The 15306-nt window shown below is 69.2% G+C and carries 11 protein-coding genes; 8 read left to right on the top strand and 3 right to left on the bottom strand.

Annotated elements, in window-relative coordinates:
- The first annotated feature begins 98 nt into the window (after positions 1-98).
- Positions 99-1829 carry a tetratricopeptide repeat protein gene (locus MW290_RS08595; protein ID WP_250194257.1) on the top strand — a complete coding sequence of 577 codons (1731 nt, stop codon included), beginning with the start codon at positions 99-101 and terminating at the stop codon, positions 1827-1829.
- Positions 1830-1838: 9 nt separating this feature from the next.
- Positions 1839-2948 (top strand): SEL1-like repeat protein, encoded by a 1110-nt coding sequence (locus MW290_RS08590; protein WP_250194256.1) that lies wholly within the window; start codon positions 1839-1841, stop codon positions 2946-2948.
- Here MW290_RS08590 and MW290_RS08585 read toward each other — a convergent pair.
- Both MW290_RS08585 and MW290_RS08580 read right to left on the bottom strand, forming a co-directional pair.
- A complete protein-coding gene (locus tag MW290_RS08585) occupies positions 2945-3580 on the bottom strand; it encodes a response regulator (protein WP_250194255.1) in 636 nt (211 codons plus the stop codon). The two genes, MW290_RS08590 and MW290_RS08585, sit on opposite strands and share 4 nt — an antisense overlap.
- Complete coding sequence (locus MW290_RS08580) at positions 3577-4728, bottom strand: hybrid sensor histidine kinase/response regulator (RefSeq protein WP_250194254.1); 1152 nt, start codon at positions 4726-4728, stop codon at positions 3577-3579. The genes MW290_RS08585 and MW290_RS08580 overlap by 4 nt, the downstream gene beginning before the upstream one ends.
- 182 nt (positions 4729-4910) lie before the next feature.
- On the opposite strand from MW290_RS08580, the gene MW290_RS08575 reads away from it, so the two are divergent.
- From MW290_RS08575 to MW290_RS33115, 5 genes are all read left to right on the top strand, one after another.
- Positions 4911-5348 (top strand): hypothetical protein, encoded by a 438-nt coding sequence (locus MW290_RS08575; RefSeq protein WP_250194253.1) that lies wholly within the window; start codon positions 4911-4913, stop codon positions 5346-5348.
- A 90-nt stretch (positions 5349-5438) separates the two neighbouring features.
- A complete protein-coding gene (locus MW290_RS08570; RefSeq protein WP_250194252.1) occupies positions 5439-5801 on the top strand; it encodes a response regulator in 363 nt (120 codons plus the stop codon).
- Positions 5802-5823: 22 nt separating this feature from the next.
- Positions 5824-8013, top strand: coding sequence for a chemotaxis protein CheA (locus MW290_RS08565; protein ID WP_250194251.1), 2190 nt, complete (start codon positions 5824-5826; stop codon positions 8011-8013).
- Between the two features lie 21 nt (positions 8014-8034).
- Positions 8035-9948, top strand: a complete 1914-nt coding sequence (locus MW290_RS08555) for a methyl-accepting chemotaxis protein (protein WP_310740064.1) — start codon at positions 8035-8037, stop codon at positions 9946-9948.
- A gap of 71 nt (positions 9949-10019) precedes the next feature.
- Positions 10020-11960: a methyl-accepting chemotaxis protein gene (locus tag MW290_RS33115; protein ID WP_310740063.1), complete on the top strand. Its 1941-nt coding sequence runs from the start codon at positions 10020-10022 to the stop codon at positions 11958-11960.
- On the opposite strand, the gene MW290_RS08540 is transcribed toward MW290_RS33115, so the two are convergent.
- The gene (locus tag MW290_RS08540) at positions 11957-13990 is read right to left on the bottom strand and encodes a glycoside hydrolase family 3 protein (RefSeq protein ID WP_250194250.1); all 2034 of its coding nucleotides are present in this window, start codon (positions 13988-13990) and stop codon (positions 11957-11959) included. The genes MW290_RS33115 and MW290_RS08540 overlap by 4 nt on opposite strands.
- Before the next feature lie 206 nt (positions 13991-14196).
- On the opposite strand from MW290_RS08540, the gene MW290_RS08535 reads away from it, so the two are divergent.
- Positions 14197-15279, top strand: coding sequence for a helix-turn-helix transcriptional regulator (locus MW290_RS08535; RefSeq protein WP_250194249.1), 1083 nt, complete (start codon positions 14197-14199; stop codon positions 15277-15279).
- The last annotated feature ends 27 nt before the right edge of the window (positions 15280-15306 follow it).

Below are 15306 nucleotides of genomic sequence, written 5' to 3'. Positions count from 1 at the left end.
GTGCCATCTCCCTGCCGTACGCACGAAAAATCCTGCGTGCCGCGCTGGCTCTTGCCGCACTGACCCTGGTGACAGTGCTTATCTGGAAGAAGGACGCTATGACTCAAGCCATCGATCGCCGCCTCCACGCCGACCTGCCCCGCTTCACCGAACTGCCGGCCTTCGACCCCTACCGCAAGAGCTTCACCTGCCGCCACGAGGCCGCTGTCAACCCGGTGCCCAGCGATCAGGCGCAAGCCTTGTTCGAGGAAGCTGTCGCGTTGAGTGATTGGGGCATCCCGCGCAAGGAGCGTGACTTCGCAAAGATTGCCGCGCTGTACCGCCAGGCCATGGCCTTGGGCCATTGGAAGGCCCAGTTCAATCTGGCCGGGCTTTACCTGGAGGGCGACGGCGTGCCCTTCGACCCTGACGAGGCAGTTCGCCTGACCGAAGACCTGATGCGCCAGGGCGTGCCGGCCGCCTGGTTCAACATGGGCAATTACTACATGAGCGGTGTCGGCCCGCTGCAGCCCAGCGCCACGGTGGCTTACGCGTTCTGGCAGCGGGCGGCCGACATGGGCAGCCTGCATGCGCAGGCCGAGTTGGGCAAGGCGCTGGATGCGCTCATTGACGAGCCACCCCGCCATTACAACAACCGGCCCATCGGCCGAGAGATGCTCGAGTGCGCATTCGCGCAAGGCAGCGGCGATGCGGCCTTTGAGTTGGGGATGAGCTATCGAACTGATGTTCCCCATGCGGACGACCTTGCCGACAAGCAAGCAATATTCCTCAAGGCACTCCAGCGATTCCACGAGGGCGTCAAGTTCGGCAGCCAGCGCTGCGCTGGCAGCCTCAGCGCCCTCTTTGGCCTAGGCAAGTTGGAGATAGGCCAACCTATAGACCCAGCCCGTGAAGACCGCTACCACGCCATCAGTGACTACCTCTGGCACCACCCCGACACCCGCCTGCCCAACCTCGATCGCGTGCTGCCTTTGCCTCCGGCCGACCTGCCGCCGTGGGACGGCGAGGTCGAGAGCCTGATCGATGCGGCCAAACCGGTGCGGGTCACGCCCAGCCTGCCCAAGGCCTCGGCCGAGCTGCAGCGCACCCGCGCTCATGTGCCCGAGGGCTACGCCATCGCGCCCTACGAAGGGCCCACCCTGCCGTTTGCGGCCGTTGACCACCGCTACGGTCAAAGCTTCCTGGTGCGTGCACCGCAAGACGGCTACTACCAGCCGCTGCACGCCAGTGCCATGCGGCCCGCGCAGAAGCTCTTCCGCCTGCCCGAGCGTTTGCGCCACCTGCAGGACGACACCTACGAGCGTCGAGACCGCGACCTGTTGGCGCAGACGCCACCCTTGTTCTACCGCGAAGGCGAGACCCTATCGCTGGCCAGCAGCGGCCTGCTGCCTCAGGCCTTCGGCTTCCCCGAGAACGCCAGAGGCCACAGCAGCGTGTACTGGCGCTTCGTGGGGACCGCCCGGCCCGTGCGGCCGTTGACGGACCATCTCGCCCGTGCAGGCCTGGTGCAGGCCATCGCACAGGCCACTGATCAGTGCTGCGTCGATGGGCAGGTGTGCCCCACCAGCGGCATCTGGCAGCCTGAGGTGACGAACGCCGAACATCCGCTGGCCAAGGTCTTCAACGGCACGCTGGCCGGCGAGAGCTGGCGGCGGCAGGCGTTTGTGCTGGCCGGGGAGCCTCTGCCATCGCTGGGCGAACAACTTGCGCCGGTTCTTGCCGAAGCGGAGCGTGCGCAGCTCCAAGTGCAATGGCGCCTGATGGTGGCCTGCGAGCGCGCATGCCGTGCAGGCTTTGCGCCGGACTCCTCCAGGCCGGGCGGCGCCTGACCTCGTCTCATGGCCGCGTCTGACCTGCTGAAGCATTGGCGCCGAGTCCTGGCGGTGCTGGGACTGTTGGCCGCAGTCGGGCTGCTCGCATGGCAGCGCGACGCCATGACTCAAGCCATCGCCCGCCGCCTCCACGCAGACCTGCCACGCTTCACCGAGCTGCCGGCCTTCGATCCCTACCGCAAGATCTTCACCTGCCGCCACGAGGCCGCCGTCAACCCGGTGCCCAGCGATCAGGCGCAAGCCTTGTTCGAGCAGGCACTGGCCCTCGACGAATACAGCCTGGACCCTCGGTACATCGACTACGGCAAGGTCGCCGGGCTGTATCGCGAAGCCATGACCCTCGGGCACTGGAAAGCCCAGTTCAACCTCGCGGGGCTGTACCTTGAAGGCAAGGGCGTGCCCTTCGACCCCAACGAGGCTGTTCGCCTGACCGAAGACCTGATGCGCCAGGGCGTGCCGGCAGCCTGGTTCAACATGGGCAATTACTACATGAGCGGTGTGGGCCCGCTGCAGCCCAGCGCCACGGTGGCCTACGCGTTCTGGCAGCGCGCGGCCGACATGGGCAGCCTGCATGCGCAGGCCGAGTTGGGCAAGGCGCTGGATGCGCTCATTGACGAGCCACCCCGCCATTACAACAACCGGCCAATCGGCCGGCAGATGCTGGAGTGCGCGTTCGCGCAAGGCAGCGGCGATGCGGCATATGAGTTGGGGCTGACCTATGAGGTGGACGTCGGGGACACCACGGACCGGTCTGAGAAGCAATCCTTGTTTGCCAAGGCGCTCCAGCGCCTCCATGAAGGCGTGAAGTTCGGAAGTCGGCAGTGCGCGGACGGTCTCAGCGCTATGTACTACCAGGGACACATTGAAGCCGGTCACGCCAAAGACCCCATCCGCGCTCGCCGTTACAGCGCCATCGGCGACTATCTCCGGCACCACCCCGACACCCGCCTGCCCAACCTCGATCGCGTGCTGCCTTTGCCTCCGGCCGACCTGCCGCCGTGGGACGGCGAGGTCGAGAGCCTGATCGATGCGGCCAAAGCGGTGCGCGTCACGCCCAGCCTGCCCAAGGCGTCGGCCGAGCTGCACAGGGCCGTCGGCGCACCCGGCCGCAGTTAACTCCCCACCAACCCGTTCCGTATCGCGTAGACCGTCAGCTCGGAGTTGTTGGCCAGCCCCAGCTTTTCCAACACCCGGGCGCGGTAAACCGAGACGGTCTTGGGCGAGAGCATCAGCTCCTCGGCGATGTCGGACAGGCGCTTGCCGCTGGCGATCATCACCAGGGTCTGCAGCTCGCGGTCCGACAGCTTCTCATGCGCCTGCTCGGGCACCGGGGTGGTCAGGCTCTCCACCAGCATCTGCGCGATCTCGGGCGTGACGTACTTGCGGCCCTGCGACACCGTGCGCACCGCCTGCACGATGATCTGCGGGTCGCCGCCCTTGTTCACGTAACCGTACGCGCCGGCGCGCAGCGCGCGGATGGCGTACTGGTCTTCCGGGTACATGCTGACGATCAGCACCTTGATGGGCGAGTTCTCGTCCTTCAGCACGTGCAGCACGTCCAGGCCGCTGCGGCCCGGCATGTTGATGTCGAGCACCAGCACGTCGCAGGTGGCGCTGCGCAGCAGCGTGCGCAGCTCGCCGTAGTCGCCTGCCTCGCCCACCACCTCGATGTCGGAGGCGTCGGACAGCGTGTCCCGGATGCCCCGCCGTATCAGCGCGTGGTCATCGCACAGCATCACCTTGATCATGGTTTCCCCCAGGCGGATGGATCGTGTGTTTCTTCGTTCACATCGTCGAAGTCGTCGTCGCGGCCCGGCGTGCTGCGCTGCGCATGCAGCGGCACCGACAGGATGAGCGTGGTACCTCGACCGCTGCCGCCGCTGCTGAGTTCCACCCAGCCGCCGACGGTGCCGGCACGTTCGTGCAGACCGCGGATGCCGAAGCTGCGGGCCTTGGCCAGGTCCTCGTTCGACAGGCCGCGGCCGTTGTCGCTGACCTCGAGCGACAGCACGCCCTGCGCCAGCGACAGGTCGATGGAGGCGCGGGTAGCCTGCGCATGCTTGCTGACGTTGGTCAGCGCCTCCTGCGCGGTGCGGTAGGCCACCAGCGGCACGCCGGGCGGCAGCGTGGGCAGCAGGTCGTGGCTGGTGCGGCAGGTGCAGGCAATGCCGGTGCGCTTTTCGAAGCGGTTGGCCATCCACTGCAGCGCGGCCACCAGGCCCTGCTCCAGGATGGCCGGCCGCAGGTTGTGCATGATGCGCTGGCTGGCCTCGATGGCGTAGGTGACGGTTTCCAGCGCCTGCTGCACGCGGTCGTACACCTCGGTGTTCACGGTGTGGCGGGCGATCCAGGCGAGGTCGAACTTGACCGCCGTGAGCGAGCCGCCCACGTCGTCGTGGATCTCGCGCGCGATGGCCGCGCGTTCCATCTCGACGCTGGTTTGCAGGTGCTGCGCCAGCTCGGACAGCCGCTGCCGCGAAGCTGCCAGCGCGCGGTCGGTGTCGGCCTTCTGGCGGCGCATCTCGGTGGTCTCGATCGCATGTTCCAGCGCCGGAGCCAGCCGTGACAGGTTGGCCTTGAGCAGGTAGTCGCTGGCGCCGTTGCGCATCGCCTCCACCGCGGTGTCCTCGCCGATCTCGCCCGACACGAGGATGAACGGGATCATCAGACCGCTGCGGTTGAGGATCTCCAGCGCCGTGAGCCCCGAGAAGCCGGGCAGGTTGTAGTCGGACAGCACGGCGTCCCACGGCTCCTGCAGCGCCTCACGGAAAGCGGCCTCGGTGTCGACGCGGCGCGTGTCCACCTGCAGGCCGCCACGGCGCAGGTAGGCCAGCGCGAGGTCGTGGTCGAGCTCGGAATCCTCGATGTGCAAAACGCGCAGACGCTGGCTGGTCATGGCGGCGGAGTATCGGTCGCCCGGAGCGCCCGGGCGGGAAGTGTGAACTGGGGCGCATTTTGACGGGTGATCGTGGCTTCGCCGCGGGCCGGCCATTCCAACAATGCCATGCATCGAAAACCAAGCCCGGGCAGTTCGCCCGGTCGGGCAAGTTCGCCGCCCTAGCCGGAGCCCCGAAGCCGATGAACGACGTTCCAGAGACCCAACCCAGCGACGTGTTGCTGGCCAATGCCGAGATGCAGGATCACCTCATGGTGGCCTGCAACGACCTCGAACGCCTGCAGCGGCTGCTGTCCGGCGCCTGCGAGACCCTGATGGCCAGCTTCGACGGCGCCAACGCGGCGCTGGAGCAGCTGCGTGAGGCGGCAGCGCATCACGACCCGGCCAGCACCGTCTCGCAGCACCTGGCCACGGCCATCACCGCGCTGCAGTTCCAGGACATGGCCTCGCAGCTGGTCAACCACACCATGCAGCGATTGCGCAACTGCGCCGACCGACTGGCCGCCGACGCCTGGGGCGTCGACGACGAGGAGGGCCTCGCGATCGTCGAAACCCCGCCGCTGCGCCCGAACCCGGTGACGCAGGACGAGATGGACGCCGGTTCCATCGAGCTGTTCTAGGCAATCCGCACGCCAGCGGCCCCTTCGACAGTCCTAAAGAAGCCCCGGGTTCGCCCGAAAACCCCCGAGAACGATTCGGAGTTACGAACGATGCACTCAATCCTTGCCGTCGACGATTCGGCGTCCATGCGCCAGATGGTCACCTTCACCCTGAAGAATGCGGGCTACAACGTCGTCGAAGCCGTGGACGGCCAGGACGCGTGGGAAAAAGCCAATAGCCGCGACTTCAACCTCGTGCTGACCGACCAGAACATGCCCCGCATGGACGGCATCGGGCTGACCAAGAAGCTGCGCGAGAACCCCAAGTTCAAGTCCACGCCCATCCTGATCCTGACCACCGAGTCCAGCGACCAGATGAAGCAGGCCGGCCGCGCCGCCGGCGCGACTGGCTGGTTGGTCAAGCCGTTCGACCCCGCCAAGCTGATCGAGGTGATCGGCAAGGTCATCCGCTGAAGCAGCACTCCCGGAGCACCCGATGGGCGAAATGACACAAGAAGGCGGCAACGCCTCGGCCGGCTTCGATCTGAGCCAGTTCTACCAGGTCTTTTTCGAAGAGGCCGGCGAGAACCTGGACAGCATGGAGCAGATGCTCCTGCAGATCGACCTGGAACAGGCCGACGACGAAGAGCTGAACGCGGTGTTCCGCTGCGCGCACTCGGTCAAGGGTGGCGCGGCCACCTTCGGCTTTGCCGACGTGGCCGAGCTGACCCACCAGATGGAGACGCTGCTGGACAAGCTGCGCCGCCATGAGCTGGCCCCCAACGCCCAGATGGTGGACGTGCTGCTGGCCGCCGGCGATGCGCTGCGCGCACAGCTGGCCCGCCACCAGGGTGCCGGCGGCGACCCGGTGGACACCACCGACCTGCTGTTCAGCATCCGCGCGCTGGTCGAAGGTGGCTCCGTGCCCGTCGCGGCAGCCGCCCCCGTCGCTGCGCCGGCCCCCGCGCCGGCACCGGCCGCCGTGGCCGCGCCTGCGCCGGAGAACCTGATCGACGACCTGCAACCGGCCCCGGCCGCCCAGGCTGCGCCGCTGGCACCCGGCCTGCGCCAGCTGGAGCTGACCGTTGGCCCGCTGCCGCAGCCCGAGCAGGCCGACAGCCTGGCCGACCTGTTCAAGGAAATTGCCGATCTGGGCGTCATCGAGCCGCTGGACGCCGGCCGCGCCGCCGACGGCATGCGCCGCTTCAAGATCACCACCAGCAGCTCGGACAACGACCTGCTGGACCTGTTCAGCTTCCATGTGGCGCGTGAGCACATGAAGCTGCAGCCGCTGGGCCCGGGCTTCGGCTTCCACGAAGGCAGCCCCGGCGCACCGGAGCCGGCCAAGCCCTCGGCCGCCGACCCTGGCTACGGCTTCTTCGACGACGCACCGGGCGCCCCCGGCCAGGCCGCCGCTGCCGCCACCCCCGTGGCCGGCGTGCCCGCCGCCGCCGAAGTGGCCAAGCCCGTGGCTGCCGCACCGCGTGCGCCCAAGGCCGAGGCCAAACAGGGCGCGGGCCTGGACTCCGCCACGCTGCGCGTGTCGGTGGAAAAGGTGGACCAGCTGATCAACCTGGTGGGCGAACTCGTCATCACCCAGGCCATGCTGGCGCAGAACAGCAAGAACCTCGACACCGGCATCGCCCAGCAGCTCGTCTCGGGCCTGGCCGACCTGGAACGCAACACCCGCGACCTGCAGGAAGCGGTGATGTCGATCCGGATGATTCCGATGTCGATGGTGTTCAACCGCTTCCCGCGCATGCTGCGCGACCTGGCGGCCAAGCTCGGCAAGAAGGTCGAGCTGGTGACGCAGGGTGAAGCCACCGAACTGGACAAGGGCCTGGTCGAGAAGATCACCGACCCGCTGACCCACCTGGTGCGCAACAGCTGCGACCACGGCATCGAGATGCCGGCCGACCGCCTGGCCAAGGGCAAGAGCGAGAACGGCACCATCACGCTGGTCGCCTCCCATCAGGGCGGCAGCATCGTGATCGAGGTGCGCGACGACGGCCGCGGCCTGTCACGCGAGAAGCTGCTGAAGAAGGCCCGCGAGAAGGGCATCGACGCACCCGACTCGCTGACCGATGCCGAGGTGTGGAACCTGATCTTCGCCCCGGGCTTCTCCACCGCCGAACAGGTGACCGACGTGTCGGGCCGCGGCGTGGGCATGGACGTGGTGAAGAAGAACATCACCTCGCTCGGCGGCTCGGTGGAGATCGATTCGGCCGAGGGCTATGGCATGAGCGTGCGGGTGCGCCTGCCGCTGACGCTGGCCATCATGGACGGCATGAGCGTGGGCGTGGGCGAGGAGTGCTACATCCTGCCGCTGTCCAGCGTGGTCGAGTCCTTCCAGGTGCAGCCGGGCATGGTCAAGACCATCGGCGGCAGCGGCCGCGTGGTGGAAGTGCGCGACGAATACATGCCGGTGATCGACCTGGAGGAAGTGTTCCAGGTGCCGCGCTTCGACTTCGAGCACGCCAGCAACATCCTGGTGGTGATCGAAGCCGAGGGCGGCCGCGTGGCGGTGCTGGTGGACGAGCTGCTCGGCCAGCAGCAGGTGGTGGTGAAGAACCTCGAAGCCAACTACCGCCGCGTCAACGACGTCTCGGGCGCCACCATCATGGGTGACGGCCGGGTGGCCCTGATCCTGGATGTGGGCAGCCTGATCCGCCGCAGCCGCCACTGACGTTCGCGAAAGAAGTAGAGCATGCAGCTGAACGACATGATGAGAAGCTTCACCATCCGCGTGCGGATGATCGGAGCGATTGGCGTGGTACTGGTGCTGCTGGCCCTGGTGGGCAGCGCCGGCCTGTACGGCATGTACCGCATCGAGTCCATCAACACCGCGTTCGCGCAGAACACGGTGGCCGAGGCCTCGGAACTCAGCGACCTGCGCGCCGCCATCGGCGACCTGCGCAGCCGCGAGAAGGACATGATCATCAGCTACGAGAAACCGGAGCTGGTGGCCAAGCACTACGAGGCCTGGAAGCAGACGATGGAGCGGGCCAACAAGCTCGTCGTCGAGATGCTGTCCGGCGAGGAAGACCTGGACAACCCCTTCCTGCGCCGCATGCAGCCCGAGCTGGAGAACTACGCCAAGAAGCTGGCGCCGGTGGCCCGCCAGCTGGAAGCCAGCGCGTACGACACCGCCACGGTGGCCAACCGCATGCTGGGCCCCGCCCACCAGCACAGCGACGCGGCCTACGCCCTGGTGGGCGACATCCGCAAGGCGCTGGAGCAGGAAGCCGAAGAGGCGCATGCCGAAGCCGTCGGCGCCGTGACCAGCACGGTGTGGCTGTTCGGTGGCGCCCTGCTGCTGGCCGTGGCCGTGGTGCTGCCGCTGACGCTGCTGAACATGCGCTCGATCTGCCAGCCGGTGGATGCTGCGCGCCGACTGGCCGACGACATCGCCAAGGGCGACCTGAGCGGCGAGGTGAATGCCGACGGCAAGGACGAGACCGCGCACCTGCTGCGCTCGCTCTCGGCCATGCAGCAGCGCCTGCGCAGCATCGTCGGTGACATCCGCGATGCGGCCTCCAACATCCAGCTGGCATCCAGCGAGGTGGCCACCGGCAACCAGGACCTGAGCCACCGCACCGAGAACACCGCCAGCAACCTGCAGCAGGCCGCCAGCAGCATGGAGCAGCTGACCGGCACCGTGCGCCAGACCGCCGAAGCCGCCACCACCGCCAACCAGCTGGCCGGCTCGGCCTCCGACACCGCCGGCAAGGGCGGCGCCGTGGTCTCCCAGGTGGTCTCCACCATGGACGAGATCCACACCAGCTCGCAGAAGATCGCCGACATCATCGGCACCATCGACGGCATCGCCTTCCAGACCAACATCCTGGCATTGAATGCGGCGGTGGAAGCCGCCCGTGCCGGTGAACAGGGCCGCGGCTTTGCGGTGGTGGCCGGTGAAGTGCGCAGCCTGGCGCAGCGCAGCGCCGAGGCCGCCAAGGAGATCAAGACCCTGATCGGCGCCAGCGTCGAGCGCGTGGAAACCGGCTCACGCCTGGTGCGCGATGCGGGCAGCACGATGGGCGAGATCGTCGCCAGCGTGCAGCGCGTGACCGACATCATCGGCGAGATCACCGCCGCCACGGCCGAGCAGAGCCAGGGCATCAACCAGGTGAACCGCTCGGTGATCGAGCTCGACCAGATGACGCAGCAGAACGCCGCGTTGGTGGAAGAGTCGGCCGCCGCCGCCGAAAGCCTGAAGGAACAGGCCTCGCGCCTGACGCAGCTGACCGCCTCGTTCACGCTGGCCGGTCCGGCCGCGGCTGCGCCGCGGATGGCGGCGCCCGTGAGCCATGCGCCCACGCCGGTGGCTGCGCCTGCCGCCGCCCCGGCGCGCGCCGCCATCCAGCGCGCCAGCGTCACCTCCCGCCAGGCAGCCACCAAGCTGGTGTCGGCGGTGAAGCCGGCCGTCAAGGCGGCCGCCGGCAAGCTGGCCAAGGCGGCCAAGGCCGTGCCCGCCAAGGCGCCCACCGCCACCCCGGTCGTGACCGCTGCCGCACCCAAGCCGCTGCCGGCTGCGCCGGCGGCAGCACCGGCAGCCAAGCCGGCGCCGCCGGCCCCGGCCGCCCGCGCCGCTGACGACGGCGACTGGGAAACCTTCTGACAGACCGCGGGCTTCGGCCCGCTTTCCTTTTTTTCAGGCCCCTGAGTGCCACAAGTGCGAGGGATCCCCACGTGAAGTATTCGACCGACAAACCCGCGTCCGGCGCATTGGCCCGACGCATCTCCCTCATCGGCAGCCTGGGTGTGGGCGCCGTGCTGCTGGCCATCTGCCTGCTGATCACGCTGATCACCACCGGGCGCCAGCGCGACGCCGCCGCCGATGCGGCCGACGACACCGCCCAGGCGATGGCCGGCTTCGTCGATGCCTTCGACAAATCGTCGCGCCAGATGGCGCAGCGCAGCTTCCAGAGCTTTCGCAGCGGGTTTCCGGCCACCTTTGAACTCGACCCCGCCAGCAAGAACCTGCTGGCCGCCGGCAAGCCGCTGAACGGCCAGTTCGACGCGGTAGACCGCTTCCTCGCCTCCACCGGCGGCGTGGCCACCGTGTTCGCGCGGGAAGGCGATGACTTCCGCCGCGTGACCACCTCGCTGCGCAAGGAGAACGGCGACCGCGCGATGGGCACCCTGCTGGACCGCGCCCACCCCGCCTATGCCAAGCTGAGCGCCGGCGAGGTGTACAGCGGCCGCGCCACCCTCTTCGGCAAGCCCTACATGACGCACTACGAGCCGGTGCGCGATGCCAAGGGCCAGATCACCGGCATCCTGTTCATCGGCTTCGACCTGAGCAGCTTCCAGTCGGAGATGCTGACGATGATGCAGGCCGTGAAGCTGCATAACACTGGCGGCCTGTACGTCGTCGACCCGCGCAAGAAGCCCGATGAAGCGGTGTACGTCTACCACCCGCAATTCACCGGCAAGAAGGTGCTGGAGGCCACGCCGGCCGCCCAGGCCTTGTTCGACCAGATGCCGCAGGGCGATGCCGGCTGGTTGCGGGCGGCCCCGGCGCTGCGCGATGGCGGCCCCGGCGAGCGCTGGGCGCTGATGCGCCGCAGCCAGAGCACCGGCTGGTGGGTGGTGGCCGAGGTGAGCGAAGACCAGGCCATGGCCGCGCACTGGCAGACCGTGAAGCTGTATTGCGCGCTGCTGGGTGGCGCCGCGCTGCTGCTGGGCGTGGGCCTGTTCTGGGCGATGCGCCGCTGGGTGGCGCAGCCGCTGGGCGAGCTGACCGGCGCCGTGGACGCGCTGGCCCAGGGCGACCTGACGCACCCCGCCCACAGCAGCCGCCAGGACGAAGTGGGGCTGCTGATCCGCGCGGTGGAAAGCATGCGCCAGCGCTTTGCCACGATGTTCGGTGAGCTGCGCCAGGCGGTGCAGTCGATCGAGACCGCGTCGGCCGAGATCGCCACCGGCAACCAGGACCTGAGCCAGCGCACCGAGAACACCGCCAGCAACCTGCAGCAGGCCGCCAGCAGCATGGAGCAGCTGACCGGCACCGTGCGCCAGACCGCCGAAGCCGCCACCACCGCCAACCAGCTGGCCGGCTCGGCCTCCGACACCGCCGGCAAGGGCGGCGCCGTGGTCTCCCAGGTGGTCTCCACCATGGATGAGATCCACACCAGCTCGCAGAAGATCGCCGACATCATCGGCACCATCGACGGCATCGCCTTCCAGACCAACATCCTGGCATTGAATGCGGCGGTGGAAGCCGCCCGTGCCGGTGAACAGGGCCGCGGCTTTGCGGTGGTGGCCGGTGAAGTGCGCAGCCTGGCGCAGCGCAGCGCCGAAGCCGCCAAGGAGATCAAGACCCTGATCGGCGCCAGCGTCGAGCGCGTGGAAACCGGCTCACGCCTGGTGCGTGATGCGGGCAGCACGATGGGCGAGATCGTCGCCAGCGTGCAGCGCGTGACCGACATCATCGGCGAGATCACTGCGGCTTCCAGCGAGCAGAGCCAGGGCATCGGCCAGATCGGCCAGTCGGTCAACCAGCTCGATCAGATGACGCAGCAAAACGCCGCGCTGGTGGAGCAGTCGGCCGCCGCCGCCCAGAGCCTGAAGGAACAGGCCCAGCGGCTGACGGCGATGATGAACACCTTCCGGCTGGCGCCGGCTTAATACGCCAGGCCGTGCCCGTACGGGAACAGCGGCTGCGCCGAGTCGTGCGGCAGGTCTGACTTCTGCGCGGCCACCGCCTCCATCGAGCGCGGCAGCTCCACCGGCAGCTTGCCGCGCGGACTGGCGCGGCCGGTGAGCACGTCGAACAGGGCCGCATCGCTGACGCCGAAGTTGGCCAGCAGCGCATCGACCTTGTCCACCAGCGCGGTGAGCACCGCCGGCCGGTCCATGTACACCGTCACCACCGTGGGCACCACGACCGCGGCGGCCTTGATGGCCTCGTAGTCGGCCTGGCCGTCGGCAAAGGCCAGCGTGCCTTCATGCTGCAGCAGCCCGAAGATGTAGCCGGGGTGCAGCAGCTCGCTGGGCGTGGCGGTGCGCACCAGGGCCACGTCCGCCTCGGCCGGCGTGGCCACCACGGTGTAGCCGTAGCTGCGGGCCACGTCGGCATTGATGCCGTAGAGCCAGACCTTGCGCACGCTGGCCGCCAGCGGCAGCCGCTGGTTGCGGTTCTGCAGCAGCACCTGCGAGCGGCGCTGCGCCTCCAGCGCATCGGCATGGTGGGCCGGCGTGGCCACCAGCGTGGCGGCGGCCTGCACGTCCACATACGGGTTCTCGAACAGGCCCTGGCGGAACTTCTGCCGCAGGATGCGGCGCACCGATTCGTCCAGCCGCGCCTCGGTCAGCTCACCGGCCTGCACGGCCTGCACCAGGTAGTCGCTGTCTTCGGTGCCGCCGAACTGGTCCATGCCCGCATGGACCGCCTTGACGAAGCGGGCACGCCGGCTCAGCGTCTCCACGCCCCAGGAGGTGCCGAAGGACGAGAAGAACGCGAAGGGCGACACGCCGGCGGGCGCGCCGTCCAGGCACGGACCGGTGCAGTCCGAGGTGATGCCCCAGTCGCTGACGATCACGCCGTCGAAGCTGCGGCGCTGGCGCAGCAGGTCGGTCAGCAGCGGCTTGTTGAAGCCGCCGCCCACGTTCTCCAGCGTCACGCCGTCCACCGTCACCGTGCCCTCGGGCACGGAATAGGTGGGCATCACCGAGCTCACGCCGGCGGCAAAGGCGCCGTCGAAGGCCTTCAGGTGCTCGGCCAGGTTGGCACCGGGAAAGGTCATGAGCTTGCCGTAGGGGTTGTGGCTGTCCCAGCCGTCCTTCGCCGCGCCGTAGCCGCCCCAGTGCTTGACCACGGCCACCACGCCGTTGGCGCCCAGGCCGTCGGTCTGCCCCTGGAAGCCCTGCACATAGGCCTGCACCTGGCGGCTGACCTGCGCGCGGTCTTCCCCGAAGGTGCCGAAGATGCGGCCCCAGCGCGGCTCGGTGGCCAAGTCGGCCATGGGCGACAGCGCGACGTGCAGGCCCACCGAGCGGTATTCCTGGCGGGCGATGTCGCCGAAGCGGCGGGTCAGGTCCGCATCGTCGATGGCGGCCAGGCCCAGCGTCTCGGGCCACTGGGTGAAGCCCCCACCCGACACGCTCTGGCCCACGGTGTACTGGAAGTGGTTGCGGGGGTCGCTGCTGATGGACACCGGGATGGCCAGCCGCGTGGTCTCGGCCAGCGCCTGCAGCTTGTTGTGCTGGGTGGCCAGCGTGGCGGCGTCGGCGCTCATGCGGGTGATGAAGGTGTTGACGCCCCGTTGCGTGACCAGCGGGCCGGTGGCGGCCAGGTCGATGGCGGTGCCGGCGCTGTCCAGCACCAGGGTGCCGTGCATCATCGCGCCCGCCTTCTCGGCCAGGTTCATGCGGCCCACCAGGTCGGCCGCGCGCGCCTCCGGGCTGCGGCGCCAGTCCTCGAAGGCATCGAGCTGGCCGTTGCGGTTGAAATCCTTGAACTGGTAGCCGTCCTGGCTGATCAGCGGCAGGCTGTCGCGGCCCAGCGTGGCCTGGGCAGGCCGGTCGTCGCCGCTGCCGCAGGCGCCCAGCCAGGGCGCCGCGGCCAGCAGCAGCCAGGCACCGGGCGGCAGGCCCAGCGGGCGTGGCAAAGCGCGGCGCGTGCGGCCAGAGGTCAGGCCCGTGGGGGACTGCTTCATGGTGTGTCTCCGTGTTGTGGGGGCGCCGATGCTGCCGGCCGGGCGCCGGGCGCGTTGTGCACGCGGGGGCAGGCACTTGACCTGCGGGAGCAGCCAGCCCGGTTTGAGGGTTAACACGGGATGAACAAACACGTCGATTCGTTAATCCTGCGCTCATGTTCAGTACCCGGCCTGCCCTGCCTGCCGCGCCAGCCCCCTCGGTGTCGATGACCCTGGCCCGCGTGCTGCACGAAGCGCTGCGGCGCCATGGCATGCCCGCCGACGAGTTCCACCGCCGCAGCGGCATCAGCGCCCATGAACTGACGCAGCCAGGCCTGCGCGTGGGCCGCCAGCGGCACGAACGGCTGCGCGCGTTGATGCCGCTGATCACGCCCGGAGCGCCCGACCTGGCCTCGATCGACCGCGACAGCCTGCAGCGCCACTGGTCCGACCAGGCGGCGCTGTGGTTCAACCAGCCCGGTGCCGCCCGCGCGGTGACGGAATGGGTGCATTTCCGGCCGCTGGTGGGCAGCATCGACACGGTGGACCTGCAGGCCAGCGACGACTGCCTGGTGCTGACCTACCGGCCTGACTGCCAGGGCGAGGCCGCGCTGCACAGCGTGCTGGCCAACTTCGGCATCCTGCGGGAAGTGCTGCGCGACCACGAGGCCGCTGCCGGCCCGCGTGGCCTGCAGCTGCGGGCCGAGCTGGCCGGCGCCAGCCGCAGCCGCGCACGCCTGGCCTGGCAGCACCGGCTGCAGATGCCGGTGCACGGCGGCAGCGAGGTGGATGCGCACCGCCTGATCGTGCGCGGGCCGGCGCTGCGGGCGGCGCTGGTGCCGCACAACCCGTGGCTGGCCGAGTTGAGCCGCCGCCAGCTGCAGGCGCGGCTGGATGAGCTGGCCGCCCAGCCGGTGTCCGACGACCTGCTCTCGCGGGCCGAGGCGGTGCTGTGCGGCCTGTGGGACGCCGCCAGCGGCAGCGGGCCGACACCGCCGGCCACCCCGACCGAAGCCGACGACGCCGACCCCGGCAGCCTGCAGGCGCTGCAGCGGGCGGTGGCGCAGGCGCTGGGCTGCTCCCGCTGGACGCTGCGCCGCCACCTGGACTGCGCCGGCCTGCCCTTCGCCGAGCTGGTGGAGCGGCTGCGCGCCCGCCGCCTGGCCGAGCTGCTGCCCCGACCCGAGCTCAGCCTGCTGGATGTGGCCTGGCGCACCGGCTTCCAGTCGGCCAGCGCCTTCAGCCGCTACCACCGCCAGCGCTACGGCGTGCCGCCCTCGGCCCGGCGCCGGGTGATGCAACCCGGGTGAGCCGCACACATCCCGGTACATCTGCGC

Source organism: Aquincola tertiaricarbonis, from assembly GCF_023573145.1.
In the GTDB taxonomy this organism is placed as follows: domain Bacteria; phylum Pseudomonadota; class Gammaproteobacteria; order Burkholderiales; family Burkholderiaceae_C; genus Aquincola; species Aquincola tertiaricarbonis_B.
Note: the sequence above shows the minus strand (reverse complement) of the source record. Positions and strands in the feature narration are given on the sequence as shown.

Bases quoted from the DNA above. Each gene is read 5' to 3' on its own strand.
- MW290_RS08585 (WP_250194255.1), bottom strand. From the start codon at position 3,580: ATGATCAAGGTGATGCTGTGCGATGACCACGCGCTGATACGGCGGGGC.
- MW290_RS08555 (WP_310740064.1), top strand. From the start codon at position 8,035: ATGCAGCTGAACGACATGATGAGAAGCTTCACCATCCGCGTGCGGATG.
- MW290_RS08580 (WP_250194254.1), bottom strand. From the start codon at position 4,728: ATGACCAGCCAGCGTCTGCGCGTTTTGCACATCGAGGATTCCGAGCTC.
- MW290_RS08575 (WP_250194253.1), top strand. From the start codon at position 4,911: ATGAACGACGTTCCAGAGACCCAACCCAGCGACGTGTTGCTGGCCAAT.
- MW290_RS08590 (WP_250194256.1), top strand. From the start codon at position 1,839: ATGGCCGCGTCTGACCTGCTGAAGCATTGGCGCCGAGTCCTGGCGGTG.
- MW290_RS08570 (WP_250194252.1), top strand. From the start codon at position 5,439: ATGCACTCAATCCTTGCCGTCGACGATTCGGCGTCCATGCGCCAGATG.
- MW290_RS08565 (WP_250194251.1), top strand. From the start codon at position 5,824: ATGGGCGAAATGACACAAGAAGGCGGCAACGCCTCGGCCGGCTTCGAT.
- MW290_RS08595 (WP_250194257.1), top strand. From the start codon at position 99: ATGACTCAAGCCATCGATCGCCGCCTCCACGCCGACCTGCCCCGCTTC.
- MW290_RS08535 (WP_250194249.1), top strand. From the start codon at position 14,197: ATGACCCTGGCCCGCGTGCTGCACGAAGCGCTGCGGCGCCATGGCATG.
- MW290_RS08540 (WP_250194250.1), bottom strand. From the start codon at position 13,990: ATGAAGCAGTCCCCCACGGGCCTGACCTCTGGCCGCACGCGCCGCGCT.